This is a genomic window from Veillonella criceti (genome assembly GCF_900460315.1).
Classification (GTDB): domain Bacteria; phylum Bacillota; class Negativicutes; order Veillonellales; family Veillonellaceae; genus Veillonella_A; species Veillonella_A criceti.
This window is the reverse complement of sequence record NZ_UHIO01000001.1, coordinates 2,070,001-2,092,136: the sequence shown is the minus strand read 5'-3', so window position 1 is coordinate 2,092,136 and position 22,136 is coordinate 2,070,001. Positions and strand designations below refer to the sequence as shown.

Genomic DNA, 22,136 nt, shown 5'->3' with positions numbered 1-22,136 from the left:
TTTGTGATACACTAAACACAGATAGACTATACATAAGGTGCCTTTATAACTATTAAACTAAAAGCACTTAATGTGCAAAGGAGAGAGAGTATGAACTGGAACAATTACATTTCAAGAACATCACAAGAACTCCCTGCCTCAGGGATTCGTAAAATTTGGGAAATGGCATTAGCTATGGATAATGTCTTATCCCTCGGTGTAGGTGAACCGGACTATGCGCCACCTGAAAAAGTGTTGCAAGCAGCCATTAAAAGTCTTGAAAACAAAGAAACAAACTATACAAGTAATGCGGGTTTATTGCCTTTGCGTACCGCGATTCGCAATTGGTATAACAAACGCTATGGCGTAGACTATACAGAAGACCAAATGATGCTCACTGTTGGTGCCAGTGAAGCCATTGACCTTGCTATGCGCGTACTCCTTAACGAAGGCGATGAAGTCCTCATTCCAGATCCTTCCTACGTGGCCTATGCTGCAGAAGTTAAATTAAATCATGGCACCCCTATTATGGTACCAACACGGCTAGAGGAAGGCTTTAAAATCACGCCTACTGAACTTGAAAAAGCAGTAACGCCTAAAACAAAAGTATTACTCATGGGCTATCCCAGTAACCCCACTGGGGCTATTTTAAACCAAGCTGATTTAAAAGGCATAGCAGAATTTGCTATTAAACATGACCTTATCGTAGTCAGTGATGAAATTTACTCTGAATTAACCTATGGACAAACACATACTAGCATTGCATCCTTACCAGGCATGAAAGAACGTACACTTATTTTAAATGGTTTTTCAAAAGCTTATGCAATGACTGGGCTCCGTATTGGCTTCCTATTAGCGCCAGAAGAAGTAATTGCCCAAGCCATTAAAATTCACCAATATAGCATTGTCGCTCCAGCTACGCCAATCCAACATGCATCTATTGTAGCCCTCAATGAGTGTGATGAAAGTGTTATTGCTATGCGTGAGGAATATCAAGCACGTCGTGACCTTATTGTCGCCGGTTTTCAAAAAATGGGCTTGCCTATTGCTGTACCAGAAGGAGCGTTTTACGTATTCCCTGACATTTCTAGCTGTGGCTTAAATGACTTTGATTTTGCTGTACAATTATTGCAACAAGAACATGTAGCCGTTGTGCCCGGATCTGCCTTTGGCGAATGTGGTAAAGGTCGTATCCGTTGCTCCTACGCCTCTTCGCGTGAAACAATTCAGGAAGCATTAATACGAATTGAACGTTTTATAGAAACTTTGAAAAAATAGAACTATATAGAACTATAGGGTAAAATAAATCTTCCTATCCCCATTTTAAAAATTATAAACCCTATAACTAATCCAAAAGGGACTGTAACCCTATGACTCATCGTCATTCAGGCTACAGTCCCTTTTATATATCTTTTATGTATCTTTATCGATTAAGCTTCAGCCAATGCTTTGCCACGCGCTTCACAATCAGCAATAGCTGCATCATCAGGCGCACCAAATACAGGAAGGTTATCTGCTACAATGTTGGCACCAGCCGCTTTTACACGTTCTGCCCAATCATCAAGCCAAGTACCACCCCAACCATAGGAGCCGAAAAGAATAACTTGTTTACCAGACAATTTACCTTCTAAGGCTGTATAGAATGGTTCAAATTCCATTTCTTCCAACTGCTCTGCACCCATATCAGCGCAACCCAAAGCTAATTTGTCAAAAGCAGCTGCTTCATCAGCCGTAATTTCAGAAACGGATTTTACTACTACTTCTTGACCTGCATCAGCAATACCTTTACCAATCGCTTCTGCCATAGCTGCTGTGTTACCTGTACCAGACCAATAAATTACACCAATCATGTGATTACCTCCTACTAGCATGCCGTTACGGCTACTAAAGACTCTAATTGTTTACCATTTAAAAGCTGGGTATGACAGTAATTTCTGCATGCCCGAAAACAGTGAAACGAATGCATGGCAGACATAGGATTACCATACACTTTCCATTCGCCACAAAGTTTATACCCGCTACCTTTCAACCGAATGAAAGAACGTACATCGTGGATGGGATAGCCCAAAAACAGACCTATTTCATGAGGAAAATCTTGTCGTTCTTCTAAACGACGTTTTAGGCGTTCAAACCAAACATCTAGTGACTCCGTTGGCAAATAGCCATACATTCTTAAAAAGTTCTGATGCTCTGGTCGCCGTAAATAGTCCTCTAACATCCGTTTGCGGAACACTAACAACAATCTTCGTTGGTCGCAGTGACATAATTCATAAAAGAATAAGCCACGATCGTTAAACATCTCATTATACGCCGACAAAGCCGTTGTCAAATGTATATCCTTATCCCGTGGAATCGCCACAAGATTCGCCACCTTGATGCCCCGTATTGCCGGCGCACAATGATAACCGATAATAGAATCTATCTCGCTTACCATAGTTTACCCTGCCTCTCATTGTTTTCAGGAGAACACTTGCTCTCAAGGCTGTCATACTAGTAAATCCGGATTTAATAAATAGTAGCTTCCAACCAAGCTACTATCTACTTGGCGAAAAATAATTAAGCTAACTATCTTCTTCATTCATCATACAATCAAAGTAGGTATCTGTCAATATAAATGACAATTATTTTCATTTATGATATTTTAACAAATCCTATATACCACCTACTCAAACGATACTTTTCGATATCCTTGTCACCTTAGTATTCTCATATAATACAAAGAGGATGGGGTATCTTTATTGTATACCTCATCCTCTAAAAAAACGGTAGCCTCAGTCACAAAAATCTTCATTCGAACAATTATTTTGAGAAAATCATTCAATTTTATTTTAGCTTACTCATAAACTTTTCGTTATTAATCACGAAGCGCTCATGAGTCCCCTGACCAATACAAGCTTCCCCTTCATAAGCTGCTATTCGATAGGAAATTTTACGCCCCTCTACAGCGATTACTTCAGCTTCTGCACGAATAGTAGCCCCTACTGGCGACGGTTTATCATGCGTAATATTCAATGAAATACCTACGGTACCATCCCCTTCACTCAATGTATTCGCTACAGCCGTTACAGCCGCTTCTTCCATTAAAGCACACATAGCCGGTGTTGCAAACACTGGTAACGCGCCACTTTTCATCGTTTTAGCTATATTTGCTTCCGTCACCGTCACAACAGCTTCGCCCCGCAAGCCAACTTGAATACTCATATAGTCCTCCTAAATAAATACCATAACTCTGTTTTAATTATATATTTAGTATACTATATTCAAGTAAGCCATAAAACTATTAATCGTAACATTTATTATCAGTGTTTATTTATAATTCACTTCTTCATTAACACAAGCAGGTAGTGGCTCTTCATGAATTCCTGCCATTAAATTATTAGCTGTTAATAAGGCCATTTCATGCCGTGTTTCATTCGTAAACGAACCAATATGAGGCACTATCATTACTTTACCCGTTGCTAATAAAGGATGTTCTTTAGGCAATGGCTCTGGATCAACTACATCAAGCGCAGCATAAGCAATTTGCCCTGTTTCAAGCGCAGTGACTAGCGCTGATGTATCAACAACAGCACCACGCCCTACATTTACAAATAAAGCCTCTGATTTCATCAACGCAAACTCTGCACTACCAATCATCCCTCGTGTGGCATCCGTTAAAGGGGTCATAACTAATACGGTATCGCTTTTAGCCAATAGTTCCTCTTTAGTGCAATATGTTAAATTTTGCGTTACGTCATCCTTACGTCGTGTCCGATTATGATACAAAATATGCATGCCAAAGGCTTGTGCTCGCTTGGCAATCGCTAAACCAATTTCACCTAATCCTATAATACCTAATGTAGTTCCTTTTAAATCTCGTCCTATGTGAATTGGTCTTTGCTTAGTCCATAATCCTTGTTTAACAAATTCCACATTTTCTACTATCCGCCGACTAGCTGCGGCCAGTAAGGTAAAAGCTAATTCCGCTACCGTATCAGTAAGTACATGCGGTGTATTACCATGGGGAATTCCTTTAGCGGTGAGATCGGAAATGACAATATTATCATACCCTACCGAATCTTGAGCAACGACTTTTAAATTAGGCGCACTAGCTAATAAATCGGCATCGACTTTAATATGTTTACTACTCCACAGCCCTACCGCATCACGAAGCCATTCTTTTAGTGTTTCACGTGGCATAGGTGTAGATTCTTGCCATTGTCTAATCGTAGCGCCTTCAGCTAATTTAGCCAACCCATCAACCCGAACTTTGCCAGCTACAATAACAAGTGGTTTTTTATTGCTCTCCATATAGCGAGTCCTCTATGATTACAACATCTTATTTAATAAAGCTTACATGTTTATTAATTTCTTCTAATGCTTTTTCTTTATTTTCGTTATATTCAACTTTTTTCTGTTCAAACCAGTTATTGCCGTAGGTATCAATGGACACGATAAGAGGACCGAATTCTTTAACACGGCAAGTCCATAATGTTTCAGGCATACCTAATTCTTTCCAATTAGCTTGTTCAATTTCTTCTACTTCTGTAGCCGCTAATACTGCATTACCAGCAGGGAATACTAAATGCAATGCTTTAAATTCTTGGCATGCTTTTTGTGTGCCAGGGCCCATCCCGCCCTTACCTACAATAAGGCGTACGCCAGTATGTTTAACAAAGTCGTATTCGAATTTTTCCATACGCATACTTGTAGTCGGCCCTACTGAAATCATTTCATATTTATCATTAGCTTCATCAACAGCTTTTACGATTGGCCCAGCATGCAAGATAGCGCCATCACGTACATCAACAGGAAGTTCACGACCATATTCAATCAAGCGACGATGTGCTACATCACGACAAGTTGTAATATGACCAGTTAAATAAATAATATCGCCTGCTTTAATGCCTTCAAGATCTTTTGCTGAAATTGGTGTTGTTAAAATTTTCTTTTCCATTAGTATGCCACCCCACTATGAGATAATACAGTACATTTACCATCTTTAGTAAATACTAAATGACCACGACGATGATTCCAGCAGCCTACATTAACAGCTACACTCAATACAGATGGATGACGGGTACCATTTTCAATATTTACACCCATTACCGATTTATCACCACCCATACCTTGTGGTCCTAAATGAAGAGAATTAATGCCATCTTCTAATAATTGTTCCATATAAGCTGCTTTTTCATTTGGATTTTTAGAACTTACTGGACGCATAAGTGCTTTTTTAGAGTATAAAGCCGCTGTATCAATAGAGGTAGCAATACCAACCCCAACTAACAATGGAGGACATGCATTTAAGCCATAAGACGTCATCAAATCAAGCACAAATTTAGCAACCCCTTCATACCCTTCACCAGGCATCAAAGTTTTACCACTACCAGGTAAGGAGCAACCGCCACCTGCCATGTATGGGAAAATTTCAACATCATCACGATCTGGTACAATATCCCAGAATACATAAGGCGCTGTTAACCCAATATTTTTCTTTGTATTAAATTCGTCAAATGTTTCAACGCTATTATGACGTAATGGTGTTTCTTGCGTCGCTTTTAAAGTTGCTTCGCGCAAAATGCTTTCCAATTCACCAATTAGTGGGAATTTAGCACCACATTTTACCCAGTACTGTAAAACCCCTGTATCCTGACAAGAAGGACGACTTAGTTCTTTAGCTAATTCCATATTCGTATGCATTGTGTCATAAATCGTTTTAGCTAGTGGATTCTTTTCGTCAGCTGCGAGTTCCTTAATTTTTGCATCTACATCATCAGGCAATACTTTCGACATATAGCCTACAAAATCTGCAATAATGCGAGTCATTTCTTGACTCTGAGTAACCTGTTCCATAATGGCCTCCTTAAAAAATGTCCTTACTTACGGATAGAATGGGAAAAAAATTGGTAATAAAATTAACGATGTAATGGCGGATAGAATTAAATATGGTCCACCCACTTTTACATAATCCATAAAACTATAGCCAGCTACATTGTATACCATCGTATTTGGTGGACAGCCTATAGGTGTAGCAAACGCTACTGAACCACCGATTACGGTAGCCATCAATACGGCTTTAGGATCAGCTCCTACTTGCTGTGCTAATGCCAGTCCGATAGGCACTAATAAAGCCGTCGTTGCTGTATTCGACATAAACTGTGTAAGTACCGCTGCAATAATAAACACAACCGCTAATAACATAAATGGTGATGGATTATCCCCTAAACTTTTAATAATTGTATCGGCAATCATCACACCAGCCCCCGTCTTAACCAATGCTTTGGCAAGCGCTAAAGAGCCTACAAATAATAAGATTGTTTTCATATCAATAGCATTAACTGCTACTTTTTCAGAAATCGTACGCGTCGCAACAAGAATCAGAGCTCCAATCCAAGCAATCACATGCAGTTTAATACCCAATTGTGATTCAAAAATCATACCTAGCACAGTACCTACTAAAGTTGCTGCAGCAATCACTTTACGCCACATAGCTACCTTACTATAATCAGCCTCAGTATTATATTCAGTATCCACTTGATGAGTCGGTGTTTCTGGCAAAAGTTTATGTCCAATCAATGCAAAGTACGCAATTCCTACTAATAATACTGGTAGTCCTACCAGCGCATAGTCGAAAAATGCAAAAGCTAAATTCTGTTGTGCTAAACCTGACTGAGCAATCATATTGCCTGGGGAACCAATCAAACTTACATTACCACCAGCTGAAGCAGCAATAGCTAAAGGCATTAATAATCTAGTAGCTTTAATACCGGTTCGCTGTACTAGGCCCATAGCTACGGGAATTAACACAGCCGTTGTACCCGTATTAGATAAAAACGTTGACATAGTCCCTGTAATTACCATAACTGCAATAATAACATGCCGTTCTGTCTTGGCAAAACGATTAACTAAGCCCCCTACAGCATGAGCTACACCTGTTTCAAAAAAAGCTGCTCCCACAATGAACATAGCCATAAATAATAACACATTAGAATCGACAAAGCCTAAAAAGGCTTCTTTTGGGGTTAATACACCCGTCAAGGTTAAACAAACTGCCACAGTCATAGCTGTAATTGAAAGGGGAATTTTTTCCCAAACAAACATAACAATGGCAAAAACTAATAAAACTAACGTTACAATAACACCATCCATAAAGAACTCCTCTCGTTAACTTATACACGTTGGTGATACTGTGAATGCATTCGATAGTTTCATTATACGCATATGTAGAAAATCAGCTATCCAATTTATGCTATGAAAACAATTTTCATTTATTTGATTTTCTACTATATTATTTATGTTTACTCTTATTTTCATATAAAAAAATGACTAGCCACAATTTATAAAAAGCTAGTCATTTATAGAATTCATAATATTTTATCTTTTTAATATGTTAATTTTAATCTAAAAAAATACCTAATTCTCTTTTTATTAGATAGCATTAAAACTATCCCTTATTTGAATTTAAAGCCATATCTAACTGCTTCAAGGTATCTTCTAATTGACTTTTAATCTGCTGAACCGTTGCCAAAGATAAATCGTGCTCAGATATACGCTCCGTTTTATCAACTTCGATAGGGGCTATATACAGCTGTAAACATTGATTAATACTTACATCATCAGAAGCAATATACTCCTTCCAATTATCCATCATCGTTTGTCGCTCTACTTTTGTAGCAATTCGTCGATACTCAGAAGGCGTTGTATGAAAATGTTTTCGAAACGCCGTATTAAAGGATTTCACATCAGAAAAACCACATTGATTGGCTATATCTACCACTTGTTGCTTTGTATTTACTAATTGCACCGCCGCATCACGCAGTCGCATACGTAACAGATACGTTTTAAAAGATATACCTAATTGACGCTTAAAAAATTGAGACGCATAACTCTCAGTATAACCCCCAATAGAGGCTATATCTCCTAAAGTAATGGATTCTTTATAATGCTTATCTATATAAGTAATCATTTTTTCAAAAGTCGCTTCCTGTTGTATTGCTACAGGATTCCCTTGTGGCTCATGTGTATGAGGCAATAATATAGCAGTCAATGTTTCTAATACTTGCAAAAACAGATGCTCAATACTTAAATTAGGTATATCAATTAATGTAGTAGCATTAAAAGAACGATTATTAGACTTATTTAAACTCGCCATATCAAATTGATCCTCTTGCACCTTGGCTAACAATAAAATCAAACGGCCTAATTGCTCACGCAACGCTACGTATAGTGGCAAATTTTGAGTGCCTTCATCTGTTGTTACAAAGAAAGTAGATTGACGAAATACCCTATCATATTGAGCCAATATACTTGGATGTAAATGCAAGACCATTGCCATTGTATCTGGTTCCAAAGCCAACGTAGCGTGACCACATTGTGGCGGTAATATAATAATATCGTTCACTCCTAAGTTAGTATATTCACTATCATGACATACTTCAACACGCCCTTGAAGCACCACTAGTATTTCAATTTCAGGGTGCCAATTATAGTGATAGGTACCAATGCGATATATATACTGACTAAATTGAATATGTCCATGGTCATAAGCATAGTTAAAAAAATCCATAGTACCTCCTACCTGTTGACATACACATTTTTATATTGACTCTTAACAAATACTGCCCCGCTTTATTCAACACTGTCAGTCATAGTAAGCAACCGTTTATAACAAGGACAGGTCACAATATGATCATTCACAATCCCAATTGCCTGCATGAATGAATATACTATGGTAGGCCCTACAAAAGTAAAACCGCGTTTCTTCAAATCTTTACTAATCTTCTCTGCTAAAGGAATTGTAGCCGGCACATCTTCTTGACGTTGCCAATGCCCAACTATTGATTTCCCTTCAGTAAATTGCCAAATATACGCATCAAACGACCCAAATTCAGCTTGCACTCTCTGAAAAGCTTGTGCATTTTTTCGTAACGCTGCTATTTTAAGACGATGACGAATAATATTAGGATTTTCTAATAAGGTTGCTTCTTTTTCAGGCGTATATTGTGCTAAAGTAGCTATATTAAATCCATCAAAAGCCTCACGCATAGCTTCACGTCGTTTCATAATAATTGTCCAACTTAAACCAGCTTGCATCCCTTCCAAAATTAACATTTCGAATAATTTATTATCATCGTGGAGTGGCACGCCCCATTCGGTATCATGATAAATTTGTTCTAGTTCATTACGACTGGCCCAAATGCATTGTCCTACCTGTTCATTCATATGTCTTCTCCTATTACAAAAATCATGTAGTATGTCAAATTGATATAATAAAATTAATTATTTTACATAAATCCATGGTATTTTTTCTGAATTTCGCATATATTAGTATTATACCATGTTATATAGTAAGCGGTTTTATTTTCAAGGAGGTATTTACCTATGATGCAACTACTAGGCGGGGTAATCGTTATTGTCGCCTTTGCCGCCATCATTCGCAAGTATGAAACACGTACAGTTTTACTCATCGCAGGGGCTTTAATGTGCTTAATCGGCGGTGTGATGGGCCAATTTATGGATTCCTTTGTTAAAACCATGATTCATGGCTCATTAGTACCTACCATCTGTACCGTTATGGGCTTTGCCTTCGTTATGAAACACACTGAATGTGATCAGCATTTGGTACATGCCTTATCTGGACTTATCTCCAAAAGCCATGCTGTAATTATTCCGTTAGCTATGTTAGTCACTTGGTGGCTTAACATTGCCGTAACCAGTGCTGCTGGTGCTGCAGCTGCCATTGGCAGTATTTTAATTCCAGCATTAATCGCAGCAGGCGTGCATCCAGCAATGGCTGGAGCCGCTATATTGGCGGGTACTTGGGGCAGTACAATTAGCCCTGGTAACACGCATGTGGCTTTTATTTCCAAAATGGCTAGTGTTGATGTAATGTACGTTGTACTCGAAACAGCTGTTCCAGCTATTATTGCTTCTTTCGTCGTAGCTATTGCTCTTACATTAGTAGCTGCCGTAAAAAAAGAAGGCCCTTCTAAAGCACGTCAACAAGCTTTAGAATCCGAAGGCGATGCTTCTTTAACAGCTAAATTAAAAGTAAATCCATTAAAAGCATTAGCTCCTATTATTCCATTAGTCATTCTAGTTGTTACCAACTTAAACTTGCCTATGATTAAGGCTATGGGCATTTCTAAAGTCAGTGTACCAGCAGCCATGATTATTGGCTGTGTTATCGCTTTACTCATTGCACGCGCTAACCCACAAGAAGTTACTAAAAATTTCTTCAAAGGTATGGGCGAAGCCTATGGTAGTATTATTGGCCTTATCATTGCAGCGGCCGTATTTACCCAAGGTATGCAAGCCATGGGCCTTACAGATGCTTTACTTACTTATATGAAAGACTCCGAATCAATTGCTAAAATCGCAGGTAGCTTTGGACCTTTCATCATTGCTATTCTCTGTGGTTCTGGTGATGCAGCGGCTTTGGCATTCAACGGTGCCATTACACCACATGCAGCTACCTTTGGTATGAACATGGTCGATCTTGGTTCCTTAGCTCAAATTTCTGGGGCGATTGGTCGTTCCACGTCCCCTGTAGCAGGCGCTGCCATTATCTGTGCAACCCTCGCTAAAGTAAGCCCTATGGAATTAGCCAAACGCAACATTATTCCTATGTTGGCCGGTGTTATTACATTCTTAATTCTATTCTAATGTCTGTTCCTAACCGCACTATAAAGAATCTATTAACAGACTTTATAGTTTTACAATTACTATATACACTAGGTACTAAGTAGTTCCATTTTATATATTTTAATTTATATATTTCTATTTTCTTAAGGAGGTTCTCATGATTCAAGAAAAGCGTGTCCTTGACGAATTCTTTGAGCTTGTTCAGATTCCTTGCTCCACATTAAACGAACGGGTAGTAGCTGATCTACTTACCAAACGACTAGAAGATTTAGGATTCACAGTAGAAGAAGACAATGCTGGTGAAAAACTAGGCGGTAATACAGGCAACTTAGTAGCTACTCGTAAAGGTACCGTTCCAGAAGCACCTATGATTATGTTAACAGCTCACATGGACTGCGTAGAACCTTGTGCAAATATTAAACCTCAACTTAAAGATGGTCTCATTACATCAGATGGTACCACTGTGTTGGGTGGCGACGATAAAGCCGGTGTAGTCGCTATTTTAGAAGCATTACGCGTTGTCAAAGAGGAAAATTTACCTCATGGCGATATTCAAGTTGTATTTACTATCGCTGAAGAAGGTGGCGTTAATGGCTCCAAAAATATGGATTCCTCCTTGTTAAAAGCTAAATTAGGGTTTACCTTTGATACCTCTGGTGCCCCAGGTCGTATTGTACACAAAGCACCAGGCCAAAACAAAGTCCGCGCCGTTATTACAGGTAAAGCTGCTCATGCAGGCAATGCTCCTGAAAAAGGGATTAATGCTATTGTAGCCGCGGGCCATATGTTAACTAAATTACCACAAGGTCGTCTTGATGAAGAAACAACTTGCAATATTGGTACTATTAGCGGTGGTCGTGCCACAAATATCGTAGCTGATGAAGCCACCATTCTTTTAGAAACCCGTAGCCGCAATAAAGCGAAACTCGACAAATTAACAGCTGATGTAGTAGCGATTTTCGAAGCCGGTGCTACAGAGACAAATACAACGGTCGATGTAAAAGTATTACCTGCTTATGATCCATTTGATTTAGCTGTTGATTCTGAAACGATTAAATTAGCTAGTAAAGCAGCAGAAGAATTAGGTTTCCCTGTAAACGTAGTGGAATCTGGTGGCGGTAGTGATGCTAGCTTCTTCAATGCCTATGGTGTACCAACAGCCGTTCTTGGTGTGGGCATGACGAATGTACATACCAAAGATGAATGTTTATTAGAAGAAGATTTATATAATTCAGCACGCTTAGCGACTCAAATTATTATTGAAGCCGCTAAACAATAATGGCTTATAATTAATCACATATAACTAAAACGACCTGCCAATGGCAGGTCGTTTTTAATACCATCGCTTTTAATACTATCTTTTCCTATTGACTTTTAATATCGTCTTTTCATGGTTATCATATGCCATATAGCTATACTATATGGACTTTTCTCATGTTCTATGTTACAGTAAAAATATATTATTTATTAATTACATTTAACAAGAAAGCCATACCTAGGTCACCGGATATAGGTATGTAGCATCAAAGAGTCTATCGCAGGTCTTAGAAGATAGATAATTTGGTGCTTTTTTTGAGGTAACATATATGAATACAATACGTCAAATGAGTACGCTTAGTAGAATTAAACATTTTATCGCCTTAACAATACCAATCATCTTGACACAATTTGCCATTACAGGCGGTTCCTTTGTCTCAGTTGTATTAACCGGGCAATACAGCACAGTGGATTTAGCCGGAATTTCGGTAGGCTTTAATCTATGGACGGCCTGTTATTATGGTATCATTGGGATTCATCTAGGCATTTCACCAATTATTGCTCAATTACTGGGCGCAAACGAGAAAGATAACATTCCAACCATTATCTATCATGGTCTCATTTTATCTCTTTGTTTCTTTCTGCTAATGTTGCTACTAGGCGTTACACTTTTAGATCCCATTTTAACACATTTACAATTAGAGCCAGCTGCTTATGAAATATGTTGGCAATACTTAAAAGCTATCGCAGTTGGATTATTACCACTGATTCTAACTTGTGTATTACGCAATACCTTAGACTGTCACGGCTATACACACTACACTATGTATATTATCCTCTGCGGGTTAGGCCTCCATATTTTTTTAAACTATGCGCTCATTCTAGGTCATTTTGGCTTTCCCCCACTCGGCGGTTTAGGGGCCGGCATTGCTACTGCCATTGCCTATTGGTTTAACTTTCTAGCTTTTTTATTAGTATTAGTACTAGGCAAGCCCTTCAAAAGCTATCACTTGTTCCGCCGTTGTTTTACCTTTGACTTCACCTATATTCAGGAGCAATTGCGACTAGGTATTCCCATTGGTCTCGCTATCTTTGCTGAAAGTAGTATCTTTAGTCTCGCAGGCATCGCTGCCACGGCCTATGGTACAAGTATTATTGCCGCCCATCAAGCGGCCTTAAGTTTCACCTCCCTCTTTTATGGGGTCCCCTTAAGTATTGGTATTGCTGCCACTATTACTGTGGGCTATGCTGTTGGTGCTAAGGACCTCCATGAAGCTAAAATATACTCTTATATTGCTCGTGGATTAGCCGTTGTTCTTGCTATGACGATCTGCCTTTATACCTTTACCCATCTGCCTACCATTGCTGGTTATTATACAAACGACCCTAATATGGTTGATTTAATTGGAAGCTTCTTAAGTTATGCCGTCTTCTTTACAGTCATTGATGCGTTGGGTACGCCCATCCAAGGCATTCTAAGAGGCTATAAAGATGTGCGTATTATTTCCATTATCGCCTTATCAAGCTTCTGTGGTACTAGCATTCCTATTGCAGCAATCTTCACTTTTCTCTTTAATTATGGCCCTTATGCTATTTGGATTGGCCTCTTAGGTAGCACCTTAATTGCTGCCTTACTCTTTACCTGGCGGGTCTGGTATATTCAACATAAAACCTTTAAACAATACCAGACTCTATAATTAGAAAACTTGACAGGCATTATGTATAATGTTAGAATACATATCAGTCAAAAAATTGATTGCTAATGTAACGCTAATGTAACACTAATATAGACTTTTTAAACTCTATATTATCGCTTTATAATTTTATATGCTGATGACTTTTGTCGCCGGATAAAAGAAAGAACATCAAATACTCTATCGTAGGCCATTGAAGGTAGAGTGTTTGATGTTTTTTTATTAAGAAAGGAGTTTTTATGACAAATACAGCGCCATCCTTAATGGGTAAAATAAAACAATTTATTCAATTAACCATTCCTATTATTATTACACAATTTGCATTAACAGGCGGATCTTTTTTCTCTGTTGTTATGACCGGTCAATATAGTACGACTGATGTAGCTGGTATTTCTGTGGGTTTCAATATTTGGATTGCTTGCTATTATGGCGTACTTGGTATTCTCCTAGGCATTGCCCCCATTATCGCTCAATTACTGGGAGCACATAAGACAGAGGATATTCCTACCGTCATTATCCATGGTGTATGGTTGGCCCTCTTCTTTAGTGCACTCCTTATCTTTAGTGGTCTAATATTTCTAAAACCGCTCCTTCACTATCTTGCCTTAGAGCCTGCCGCTTATGAAATCTGTCTTCAATATATGACGGCTATTGCCTTTGCCTTACCACCACTTATCCTCACCTGTACATTGCGTAATACTGTTGACTGCCATGGCTACACTCGTTATTCCATGATAATTATGAGTATTGGTTTACTGATTCATGTGACCTTAAATTATGCCTTAATCCTTGGTCATTTTGGCTGTCCCGCCTTAGGTGGTCTTGGGGCTGGCATTGCCACAGCTATTGCTTATTGGTTTAACTGTTTAGCCTATTTAGGCGTACTCCTCTATAAAAAACCTTTTTCACACTATCAAATCAGTAAACAATCTTTCAAAATTCACTGGACACCATTACGCGAGCAATTACGAATTGGGATCCCTATTGGCATTGCTGTTTTTTGTGAAAGTAGTATTTTCAGTTTAGCAGGACTTGCTATTACCTATTATGGCACCCAAGTCATTGCAGCTCATCAAGCGGCCATTAGTTTTGTTAATTTATTCTATGGGATTCCACTTAGTATTAGCATGGCTAGTACTATTGTCGTCGGATACCAAATAGGAGCTAAGCACTATAAAGAAGCTACCCATATGTCTTATATTGCAAGAGGAACCGCAATTACCATAGCCGCTCTGATGAGTATTATTATTTTCACCAATTTACCTCTTTTCGCTAGCTTCTATACGAACGATCCTGACATGGTTAATATTATAGCCTCTTTTATGAGTTACGCGGCTTTCTTCATTATCATTGATGCCTTCGGAACACCTGTACAAGGTATTTTACGTGCTTATAAAGATGTAGCTATCATCTCTAAAATTGCGATAGCTACCTACTGGGGCGCTTGCATCCCTATTGCCCTAGGATTCATGTATCTAACAGATCTAGGGCCATATAGTGTATGGCTAGGTTTACTTGGTGGCGTTGGTTTAGCTGGTGTATTATATATTTGGCGTGTTATGTATTTACAATCTAAGCGCTTTCAATAACCGGCTATATCACCTAATATGCCCAAAAAACAACCTCAATTAGGTTTTAACCTAATTGAGGTGTTTTTATCTAGTAGCTCAATACTTAAACACTTAAAGAGATGTTAACTCTCCTTGTATCACTATAAGAACTTATTTAGTTTTATTTAAATACGTTTCAACAATAGCCCCAGCTACAGCAATGCCATTAATCATATCGGCTTCATCAATATCAAAGCGTGGATTATGATGTGGCGCTTTAATATCAGAGCCAAGAATCATGTACGTTGCTTGACCACCATGTTCAATAACTCGCTCTAAAAAGTAGGCACAGTCTTCACTGCCACCACCCGTATTAGTCAATGGCACATCACGGAATAAACCCATATCTTTTGCTAAGACTTGTACTTCTTTAGCTAATGCTTCAGAATTCACGCAAGCCGGTGCACTGCCCATCTCTCTAATAATAACTTCATTATCATACATAGCCGCCGCACCCTGTAACACTTCATAAGCACGTTTACGGATATATTCATTAACGTCACCTGTCTCACCACGGGTTTCAATTTGCAAATATGCAGTATCAGGAATGACATTACGGCCTGTACCTGCATTTAATACGCCCACATTAATGCAGGAATTACCCTTCGAATGGCGTGATATAGCTTGAAGATTTAACGCTGCTGTACAAGCTGCTAATAACGCATTTTTACCTAATTCAGGAGATGCGCCTGCATGCGAAGAATATCCTTTAAATTCTACGTCTAATTTGGTAGTTGCTAAAAACCCAAAATTCATACAAGCTAAACAATTAGCAATAGCCTTATTAATGCCAATATGCATGCCAAAGAAATAATCCACGTCATCAACTACGCCAGCATCACGCATTGCTTTAGCCCCGCGAACACCTTCTTCAGCGGGCTGTAAAATCAATTTAAACGTGCCATGTAACGCCTCTTTATGGCTTATAATATACTCGGCAAGCCCTAGTGCCATTGTTAAATGAGCATCATGTCCACACGCATGCATCGCTCTATCATGCTTCGAAGAAAATCCTTCTTTCGCTGGTAAATGATCGTCTGTCTGTGCTTCCACTACATCATTGGAGTCAATATCCGCACGAAAAGCCACAACGGGCCCTTGGTCATCAATATGCAAAGTAGCGACCATACCAGTAAAGCCATACCCCATAGCCTCTACCCATTTAGGATTAGCCCCTTCACTAATCGCTCGCTCCATAGCTTGCTTCATAGCTTCTTCGCTAGGTAATCCCATACGAGATTCAGCATGAATAACCTCTTTACCTACTTTTAGATCATAACCAAGTTCTGTTAATCGATCAGCTGCTATCGCTGCTGTCCGATATTCCAACCAGCCTGGTTCAGGATGTTGATGTAAATCACGACGCAACGTTATAAAGCGATCACGATTGTCATTAGCAAAGGCAATACTTTTATAGGTACTCATATTGGCCACTCCTCTCAAACTCTCAACAATAGAATCCACTCTGCAACTAATCATTTCAAAATTAATCATCTTTTTAATTAAAATGAAGCTCCACAGTTTGTAAATTATAACTTCTTTTTTTATCATACCATAAAAAACTGACCCCTGTAAGAGCATTATAAAAAGCGTGCCCGAAAGCACGCTTTTTACATCTGTAATTGCTAAATTAGCATATACAGGCTTATTTAATTAGTAATGCAAATCATCTGGACCAATGCGATGACGGAATGTCCAATACGTCCAACCTTGGTAAATTAATACGATTGGCACAAAGATAAGCGCTACAATCGTCATTAATGTTAAGGTATATTCAGAGGACGATGCATTTTTAATAGTTAAGCTCCAAGCTGGATCCAAGCTGGAAACCATAATACGTGGGAATAAACCAGCAAAGTAAGCAGCTGTTACAGAGATAATGCTTAAGCAACTAAATGTAAAACCTACACCTGGGCGACGTACACGAGTAAAGCCCCAGGAAAGAAGGAAAAACACAATGCAAAGTGCAAATGCTACAGTAGCAATCATACTATTGAATAAATCAGTGTAGTAATAAGTAGCACCGACTAATACAAGAGCACCAACTGCCGTAATTACACCTTCTACTAAAGCGGTAGCACGAGCACGTTCAGCGATAGGCCCAACAGTCTTAATAGCTGTATACAAAGCACCATGGTAAACAAATACTAAGATAAATGCTAACCCACAAAGAATTGTATAAGGGCTAAGTAAATCAAAGAAGCCACCTACAAAGTTCATCTGACCATCAATTGGTGTACCTTGAATTAAGTTACCAACAGTAACGCCCCAAAGGAGTGCTGGAATCAAAGATCCAAAGAAAATACAATAGTCAAAAGTTTTACGCCAAGCTAACGATTTATCTTTACTGCGGAATTCAAAAGCAACACCACGAGCAATTAAAGCTGCTAGCATTAAGAATAAAGCTAAATAAAAACCACTAAATAAAGTAGCATATACATGTGGGAACGATGCAAAAGTAGCACCACCAGCCGTAATCATCCAAACTTGGTTACCATCCCATACAGGACCTACTGTGTTAATCATCTGACGACGTTCTACATCAGTTTTACCTAAGAATGGAAGCAAAATACCCACACCATAATCAAAGCCTTCAAGTGTGAAGAACCCTGCAAATAATACACATACGAGGATGAACCACACTACGTCTAAATTCTGTAAAATTACTTCCATAATGCTGCCTCCTCTCTAATATCCTGAGATGGATTGCCTTCTGGACCTTTTTTAATATGTTTCACAGCTAAATATAAAGCAGCAATAGCCGCTAAAATATATACGGCAGAGAAACCAATAATTGTCGTCCAAACTTCACCAGCTGTTACCGTGCTAGATACACCATCAGCTGTTTTTTGTAAACCATAAACAATCCATGGTTGACGACCCATTTCAGCTACATACCAACCAGTTGCATTGGCAATGTAAGCAAATGGTAACATCCAGAATACAGTATTTAGCATACCACGAGATGTTTCCAATTTACCAGCGCGATTCATAGCGAATGCTACGATAGCCACTAAGAACATTAATACACCAGAGAATACCATAGCACGGAAAGACCAGTACATAGATGTTACATGTGGTACATAATCGCCAGGGCCATATTTTTCTTCATCTGCTTTTTGAAGGTCTTTCATACCTTTCATTTCACCATTGAAATCATCCATAGCTACAAAGCTTAACAAACCTGGAATTTCAATAGCACTATTAGTTGTTTGATTTTTTTCATCGATAGAAGCAAACAAGCTGAATAGAGCCCCTTTAGTTGTTTCCCAAAGACCTTCTACAGAAGCAATCTTCATAGGCTGTACTTTAGTTACGTATTGGCCATGTAAGTGACCAGCACCCATTACTAACACGCCACCAATAATAGTGAATACTAAGCCCCATTTAATGGAACGTTTATAGAAATCCACCGCATTATTACGAAGTAAGTGCCAAGCACTAACGGCTGCAATAATAACACCAGCGGTCATTAGACCATCAAAGAAAATGTGAGCAAATTGTCCTGGTACGTACCCATTAGATAAAATAACTCCGAAATCTTCCATTTCAGCACGACCATTACGAATCACATAGCCAACTGGATGTTGCATAAAGGAACTTGCTACCAAAATCCAGAAAGCAGATAAGTTAGTACCAATTGCTACTAATACAGCTACTACAGCATGAGCTTTAGCAGACAACTTGTCCCAACCAAAAATCCAAGCACCCATAAATGTGGATTCAAGGAAGAACGCTGTTAACGCTTCTAGTGCTAAAGGAGCACCAAAGATATCCCCCATAAAACGGGAATATTCAGCCCAGTTCATACCGAAGTGGAACTCCTGTACGATACCAGTTACAACGCCCATGGCAAAATTGATTAAAAATAATTTCCCCCAGAACTTTGCCATTTTTTTGTACACTTCATTGTTTGTACTTACGTAGGTAATTTCTAAAATTGCTACGACAACTGTCATCCCTAGGGTTACAGGAACAAACAGCCAGTGATAGATCGATGTCAAGGCGAATTGCCATCGAGCTAACAGTAATGCTTCCATCATACTTAAAACCTCCTCACTTATTAATCGCGCGCTTGCGCTTTAGATGGACAGACTCTCTGCAAATGAATTTCTCGTTCACGCTTAGCCAAGGATTCAAAATCTACCGCCTTCAATTCTTTAATCAAATTATGTTGAATTTGACCAAATCGTTCTTGGACGGAACAATTACCGTGACAACCACGGGAACAGGTTTCATTATCGTATAAGCAACGTTGTAAATACGTTGCCCCTTCAACAGCTTCAATAACATCCAACAAAGTAATGTCTTTAGGTCTACGTGCTAACGCAAATCCACCATCTACTCCGCGGAAGGATTGCATAATATTTCCAGAGATTAAATTACGCATAATTTTTAATAAAAAACGATCTGGAATTTTCTGAGCTTTTGCCAACTCACCACCGGTTATTTTAGTCCCATTCGGTAAGAGTGACATATGCAATACCATACGGAATGCATAATCAGTTGCTTGGTTAAGTTTCATAACTGCCCCCTAATACCTAATATAAACCATTTCGAAATAATTCGATTTTATAAATGTTTCATTGAACATCACAATCTTAGTATACTTTGCAGTCATAAAAAAATGCTCGTAACCTGAGCATTTTTCTGTTTATCTACATTATAGTCAATAGTTGCAGGAATTGCAACAACATATTACTAATTTTGCTAAAGATACTTATGCCTAAACAGCACTACAATTCCTACCATAACGATAGTCTTTATCTTTCCTTATTAGTTTTGTAGATGATATATTTATATATTGAGAATTTTTATTAAATATGTTTATTATGCGCTACTTTAGAGATTTTATAAAATACCCCGCATACCATCAATAATTAAGTACGCAATCCCCGACATAATAGCACTTAATGGAATTGTTACAAACCAAGCAAGAACCATAGAGCGCGCTACACCCCAGTTAACCGCTTTAACACGCTTAGCTGTCCCTACCCCCATAATCGAACCACTCACTACATGTGTAGTTGATACAGGTAAATGTAAGAAGGTTGCTGTAAAAATAGTAATCGCTGAATTTAAATCGGCAGCAAAGCCATTAATTGTTTCTAATTTAAAAATTTTAGTCCCCATGGTACTAATAATACGCCAACCACCAGCTGCAGTACCTAATGCCATCGCAGAAGCACAGGCTATTTTTACCCAAGTTGGTACATCTAATGTATCAATATAACCACCACTTAACAAGGTAAGTGTAATAATCCCCATCGCTTTTTGCGCATCATTTGACCCATGAGAAAAAGCCATTAAGGTAGCAGATAATAATTGCATATTACGGAATCGATCATTAAGTGTAATCGGTGAAAAATGACCAAATAATAGCAATAAAATATGCATAATAATATAGCCTAAAATCATAGCAACGATAGGCGATAATACTAAGGATAAGAAAATACGGCCAATCCCTGTAAAGTTTAAGGCTTCATAACCAACTGATACCATAACGGCACCAATAACACCACCAATTAAAGCATGTGATGAGGAACTAGGAATACCATACCACCAAGTAACTAGATTCCATATAATAGCACCTAATAAAGCTGCACTAATAACTTCTGCATTAATTAAACTAGCCGAAGTGACTAAATCACCACCAATAGTTTTAGCAACCCCAGTACTAACAAGAGCCCCTATAAAGTTAAGAACAGCTGTCATCATTACTGCCTTCTTAGGATCTATAGCCCGTGTCGATACAGATGTGGCAATGGCATTAGCCGTATCATGGAACCCATTAATATAATCAAATGCTAAGGCTAAAAATACTACTAGCCAGACAAACCAATGATCAAGCATACTTCAGAACAACCCGGCGGAATGTACCAACCAAATCCTCACAGCCATCAATTACATCTTCCATGGAGTTGAGAATTTCCTTCCACTTGATAATTTCAATAGGATCTTTACAATCTCTAAATAATACGGCCATTTCTTCATGATATACAGCATCAGCTTCTTCTTCTAACCGAAGAACTTCTAACACACGGCCTTCAACTTTCACATGATTTTTCTTTAAACTATTCATATAGGAAATAGATTTAGTAATATGTTTCAAGCATTTTTGTACAATTTCAATTAAACGAATGGCCCCTTTTGTTGGTTCACCCACATTGTACATACACATCTTATCCATAATGTCTTTCATGCTATCAATGGTCGTGTCTAATTGCTCAATAAGCAATTGAATATCTTCACGATCCATAGGAGTAATGAAGGTTGAACGTAAACGTTCGATAGTCTGATTGACTAATTCATCAGCTTCTTTTTCTTTTTGATCGATTAATCGTAGTGCTTCCTCTTTTTCTACTTCACCTTTAAACGCCTGTTCCATAAGAATGGATGCGTCATGGCATAGCTCAACATGATTGTTCAAGATATTGAAAAATTTTTCTTCCTTGCTTTTTAAATTAAAAGCCATAATATCCTCCATAACTCGTGATGGATTCGTTAATAATTAACGAATTACAATAAACGCACGTTCTAATTATAGCACATCAAATACCTATTTTCTATTGTTCCTTGTATGCAAAAAGCATATTCTTATATGAGTACATTATATATTGTGTAAATTTAATACATATTGTTAACTACCATCTATTAACGTTACTATTTATTGATTTCATACACTAAATGACGTATTTCAGGTAATACTAATCGATTAACACCGAGAGTAACAGCACCTACGGAACCAGGCAAAGAAAATAATAATACATTATCACAAACACCCGCCATAGCCCTCGAAGCGATAGCGCGCGTTCCAATGTCTTCGGTATAACTAAGATACCTAAATAATTCACCAAAGCCGAGAATTTCTTTTTGACATAACGAAGCTACGACTTCGATAGATACATCTCTTTTAGCAATCCCAGTACCACCTGTTAGAATTATGCCATCCAAGCTTTCTATGGCAATC

At 38.4% G+C, this 22,136-nt stretch carries 21 protein-coding genes (1 of these 21 running past the window's edge); 5 read left to right on the top strand and 16 right to left on the bottom strand.

Annotated elements, in window-relative coordinates; all coding sequences use genetic code 11:
• The first annotated feature begins 90 nt into the window (after positions 1-90).
• The gene (locus tag DYE54_RS09375; RefSeq protein ID WP_115310972.1) at positions 91-1,257 is read left to right on the top strand and encodes a pyridoxal phosphate-dependent aminotransferase; all 1,167 of its coding nucleotides are present in this window, start codon (positions 91-93) and stop codon (positions 1,255-1,257) included.
• 152 nt (positions 1,258-1,409) lie between these two features.
• Here the strand turns inward: DYE54_RS09375 and DYE54_RS09370 are convergent, their stop codons facing one another.
• The 9 genes from DYE54_RS09370 to DYE54_RS09330 all read right to left on the bottom strand — a co-directional run bounded on the left by DYE54_RS09370 (position 1,410) and on the right by DYE54_RS09330 (position 9,183).
• A complete protein-coding gene (locus DYE54_RS09370) occupies positions 1,410-1,829 on the bottom strand; it encodes a flavodoxin (protein ID WP_115310971.1) in 420 nt (139 codons plus the stop codon).
• Positions 1,830-1,843: 14 nt separating this feature from the next.
• Positions 1,844-2,413 carry a DUF3793 family protein gene (locus DYE54_RS09365; protein ID WP_115310970.1) on the bottom strand — a complete coding sequence of 190 codons (570 nt, stop codon included), beginning with the start codon at positions 2,411-2,413 and terminating at the stop codon, positions 1,844-1,846.
• A gap of 389 nt (positions 2,414-2,802) precedes the next feature.
• Complete coding sequence (locus tag DYE54_RS09360; protein ID WP_115310969.1) at positions 2,803-3,180, bottom strand: thioesterase family protein; 378 nt, start codon at positions 3,178-3,180, stop codon at positions 2,803-2,805.
• A gap of 105 nt (positions 3,181-3,285) precedes the next feature.
• Positions 3,286-4,269 (bottom strand): 2-hydroxyacid dehydrogenase, encoded by a 984-nt coding sequence (locus tag DYE54_RS09355; RefSeq protein WP_115310968.1) that lies wholly within the window; start codon positions 4,267-4,269, stop codon positions 3,286-3,288.
• A gap of 28 nt (positions 4,270-4,297) precedes the next feature.
• Positions 4,298-4,915: a L(+)-tartrate dehydratase subunit beta gene (gene ttdB / locus DYE54_RS09350; RefSeq protein WP_115310967.1), complete on the bottom strand. Its 618-nt coding sequence runs from the start codon at positions 4,913-4,915 to the stop codon at positions 4,298-4,300.
• Positions 4,915-5,814: a L(+)-tartrate dehydratase subunit alpha gene (ttdA, locus tag DYE54_RS09345; RefSeq protein WP_115310966.1), complete on the bottom strand. Its 900-nt coding sequence runs from the start codon at positions 5,812-5,814 to the stop codon at positions 4,915-4,917. The genes ttdB and ttdA overlap by 1 nt, the downstream gene beginning before the upstream one ends.
• Positions 5,815-5,841: 27 nt before the next feature.
• Positions 5,842-7,110, bottom strand: a complete 1,269-nt coding sequence (locus DYE54_RS09340; RefSeq protein ID WP_115310965.1) for an SLC13 family permease — start codon at positions 7,108-7,110, stop codon at positions 5,842-5,844.
• A gap of 295 nt (positions 7,111-7,405) precedes the next feature.
• Positions 7,406-8,527 (bottom strand): AraC family transcriptional regulator, encoded by a 1,122-nt coding sequence (locus tag DYE54_RS09335; protein ID WP_115310964.1) that lies wholly within the window; start codon positions 8,525-8,527, stop codon positions 7,406-7,408.
• A 62-nt stretch (positions 8,528-8,589) separates the two neighbouring features.
• Positions 8,590-9,183 carry a DNA-3-methyladenine glycosylase I gene (locus tag DYE54_RS09330; RefSeq protein WP_115310963.1) on the bottom strand — a complete coding sequence of 198 codons (594 nt, stop codon included), beginning with the start codon at positions 9,181-9,183 and terminating at the stop codon, positions 8,590-8,592.
• Positions 9,184-9,342: 159 nt separating this feature from the next.
• Here DYE54_RS09330 and dcuC point away from each other — a divergent pair, with 159 nt between their 5' ends.
• The 4 genes from dcuC to DYE54_RS09310 all read left to right on the top strand — a co-directional run bounded on the left by dcuC (position 9,343) and on the right by DYE54_RS09310 (position 15,145).
• Positions 9,343-10,626 carry a C4-dicarboxylate transporter DcuC gene (gene dcuC, locus DYE54_RS09325; RefSeq protein ID WP_245935715.1) on the top strand — a complete coding sequence of 428 codons (1,284 nt, stop codon included), beginning with the start codon at positions 9,343-9,345 and terminating at the stop codon, positions 10,624-10,626.
• A 136-nt stretch (positions 10,627-10,762) separates the two neighbouring features.
• Positions 10,763-11,884 carry a M20/M25/M40 family metallo-hydrolase gene (locus DYE54_RS09320; RefSeq protein WP_115310962.1) on the top strand — a complete coding sequence of 374 codons (1,122 nt, stop codon included), beginning with the start codon at positions 10,763-10,765 and terminating at the stop codon, positions 11,882-11,884.
• A gap of 307 nt (positions 11,885-12,191) precedes the next feature.
• Positions 12,192-13,559, top strand: a complete 1,368-nt coding sequence (locus DYE54_RS09315; RefSeq protein WP_115310961.1) for an MATE family efflux transporter — start codon at positions 12,192-12,194, stop codon at positions 13,557-13,559.
• A gap of 236 nt (positions 13,560-13,795) precedes the next feature.
• Positions 13,796-15,145, top strand: a complete 1,350-nt coding sequence (locus DYE54_RS09310) for an MATE family efflux transporter (protein ID WP_115310960.1) — start codon at positions 13,796-13,798, stop codon at positions 15,143-15,145.
• A 132-nt stretch (positions 15,146-15,277) separates the two neighbouring features.
• On the opposite strand, the gene DYE54_RS09305 is transcribed toward DYE54_RS09310, so the two are convergent.
• The 7 genes from DYE54_RS09305 to DYE54_RS09275 all read right to left on the bottom strand — a co-directional run.
• Positions 15,278-16,591, bottom strand: coding sequence for an amidohydrolase (locus DYE54_RS09305; protein ID WP_115310959.1), 1,314 nt, complete (start codon positions 16,589-16,591; stop codon positions 15,278-15,280).
• Between the two features lie 228 nt (positions 16,592-16,819).
• The gene (gene cydB, locus DYE54_RS09300; protein WP_115310958.1) at positions 16,820-17,839 is read right to left on the bottom strand and encodes a cytochrome d ubiquinol oxidase subunit II; all 1,020 of its coding nucleotides are present in this window, start codon (positions 17,837-17,839) and stop codon (positions 16,820-16,822) included.
• The gene (locus tag DYE54_RS09295; RefSeq protein WP_115310957.1) at positions 17,830-19,209 is read right to left on the bottom strand and encodes a cytochrome ubiquinol oxidase subunit I; all 1,380 of its coding nucleotides are present in this window, start codon (positions 19,207-19,209) and stop codon (positions 17,830-17,832) included. The genes cydB and DYE54_RS09295 overlap by 10 nt, the downstream gene beginning before the upstream one ends.
• Before the next feature lie 20 nt (positions 19,210-19,229).
• The gene (locus DYE54_RS09290) at positions 19,230-19,691 is read right to left on the bottom strand and encodes an RrF2 family transcriptional regulator (protein WP_115310956.1); all 462 of its coding nucleotides are present in this window, start codon (positions 19,689-19,691) and stop codon (positions 19,230-19,232) included.
• Positions 19,692-20,017: 326 nt separating this feature from the next.
• A complete protein-coding gene (locus DYE54_RS09285) occupies positions 20,018-21,019 on the bottom strand; it encodes an inorganic phosphate transporter (RefSeq protein ID WP_115310955.1) in 1,002 nt (333 codons plus the stop codon).
• Positions 21,012-21,641, bottom strand: a complete 630-nt coding sequence (locus DYE54_RS09280) for a DUF47 domain-containing protein (protein WP_115310954.1) — start codon at positions 21,639-21,641, stop codon at positions 21,012-21,014. The genes DYE54_RS09285 and DYE54_RS09280 overlap by 8 nt, the downstream gene beginning before the upstream one ends.
• Positions 21,642-21,829: 188 nt before the next feature.
• Positions 21,830-22,136: the 3' portion of a MogA/MoaB family molybdenum cofactor biosynthesis protein gene (locus DYE54_RS09275; protein ID WP_115310953.1), read on the bottom strand. Its footprint extends 191 nt past the window's final position; the window shows 307 of its 498 coding nt (coding positions 192-498); its start codon lies off the right edge, out of view; the stop codon is at positions 21,830-21,832.

Bases quoted from the DNA above. Each gene is read 5' to 3' on its own strand.
- DYE54_RS09305 (WP_115310959.1), bottom strand. From the start codon at position 16,591: ATGAGTACCTATAAAAGTATTGCCTTTGCTAATGACAATCGTGATCGC.
- DYE54_RS09285 (WP_115310955.1), bottom strand. From the start codon at position 21,019: ATGCTTGATCATTGGTTTGTCTGGCTAGTAGTATTTTTAGCCTTAGCA.
- DYE54_RS09290 (WP_115310956.1), bottom strand. From the start codon at position 19,691: ATGAAACTTAACCAAGCAACTGATTATGCATTCCGTATGGTATTGCAT.
- DYE54_RS09370 (WP_115310971.1), bottom strand. From the start codon at position 1,829: ATGATTGGTGTAATTTATTGGTCTGGTACAGGTAACACAGCAGCTATG.
- DYE54_RS09355 (WP_115310968.1), bottom strand. From the start codon at position 4,269: ATGGAGAGCAATAAAAAACCACTTGTTATTGTAGCTGGCAAAGTTCGG.
- DYE54_RS09340 (WP_115310965.1), bottom strand. From the start codon at position 7,110: ATGGATGGTGTTATTGTAACGTTAGTTTTATTAGTTTTTGCCATTGTT.
- DYE54_RS09375 (WP_115310972.1), top strand. From the start codon at position 91: ATGAACTGGAACAATTACATTTCAAGAACATCACAAGAACTCCCTGCC.
- DYE54_RS09360 (WP_115310969.1), bottom strand. From the start codon at position 3,180: ATGAGTATTCAAGTTGGCTTGCGGGGCGAAGCTGTTGTGACGGTGACG.
- ttdB (WP_115310967.1), bottom strand. From the start codon at position 4,915: ATGGAAAAGAAAATTTTAACAACACCAATTTCAGCAAAAGATCTTGAA.
- DYE54_RS09295 (WP_115310957.1), bottom strand. From the start codon at position 19,209: ATGATGGAAGCATTACTGTTAGCTCGATGGCAATTCGCCTTGACATCG.
- cydB (WP_115310958.1), bottom strand. From the start codon at position 17,839: ATGGAAGTAATTTTACAGAATTTAGACGTAGTGTGGTTCATCCTCGTA.
- DYE54_RS09320 (WP_115310962.1), top strand. From the start codon at position 10,763: ATGATTCAAGAAAAGCGTGTCCTTGACGAATTCTTTGAGCTTGTTCAG.
- DYE54_RS09310 (WP_115310960.1), top strand. From the start codon at position 13,796: ATGACAAATACAGCGCCATCCTTAATGGGTAAAATAAAACAATTTATT.
- DYE54_RS09365 (WP_115310970.1), bottom strand. From the start codon at position 2,413: ATGGTAAGCGAGATAGATTCTATTATCGGTTATCATTGTGCGCCGGCA.
- DYE54_RS09280 (WP_115310954.1), bottom strand. From the start codon at position 21,641: ATGGCTTTTAATTTAAAAAGCAAGGAAGAAAAATTTTTCAATATCTTG.
- ttdA (WP_115310966.1), bottom strand. From the start codon at position 5,814: ATGGAACAGGTTACTCAGAGTCAAGAAATGACTCGCATTATTGCAGAT.
- dcuC (WP_245935715.1), top strand. From the start codon at position 9,343: ATGATGCAACTACTAGGCGGGGTAATCGTTATTGTCGCCTTTGCCGCC.
- DYE54_RS09315 (WP_115310961.1), top strand. From the start codon at position 12,192: ATGAATACAATACGTCAAATGAGTACGCTTAGTAGAATTAAACATTTT.
- DYE54_RS09330 (WP_115310963.1), bottom strand. From the start codon at position 9,183: ATGAATGAACAGGTAGGACAATGCATTTGGGCCAGTCGTAATGAACTA.
- DYE54_RS09335 (WP_115310964.1), bottom strand. From the start codon at position 8,527: ATGGATTTTTTTAACTATGCTTATGACCATGGACATATTCAATTTAGT.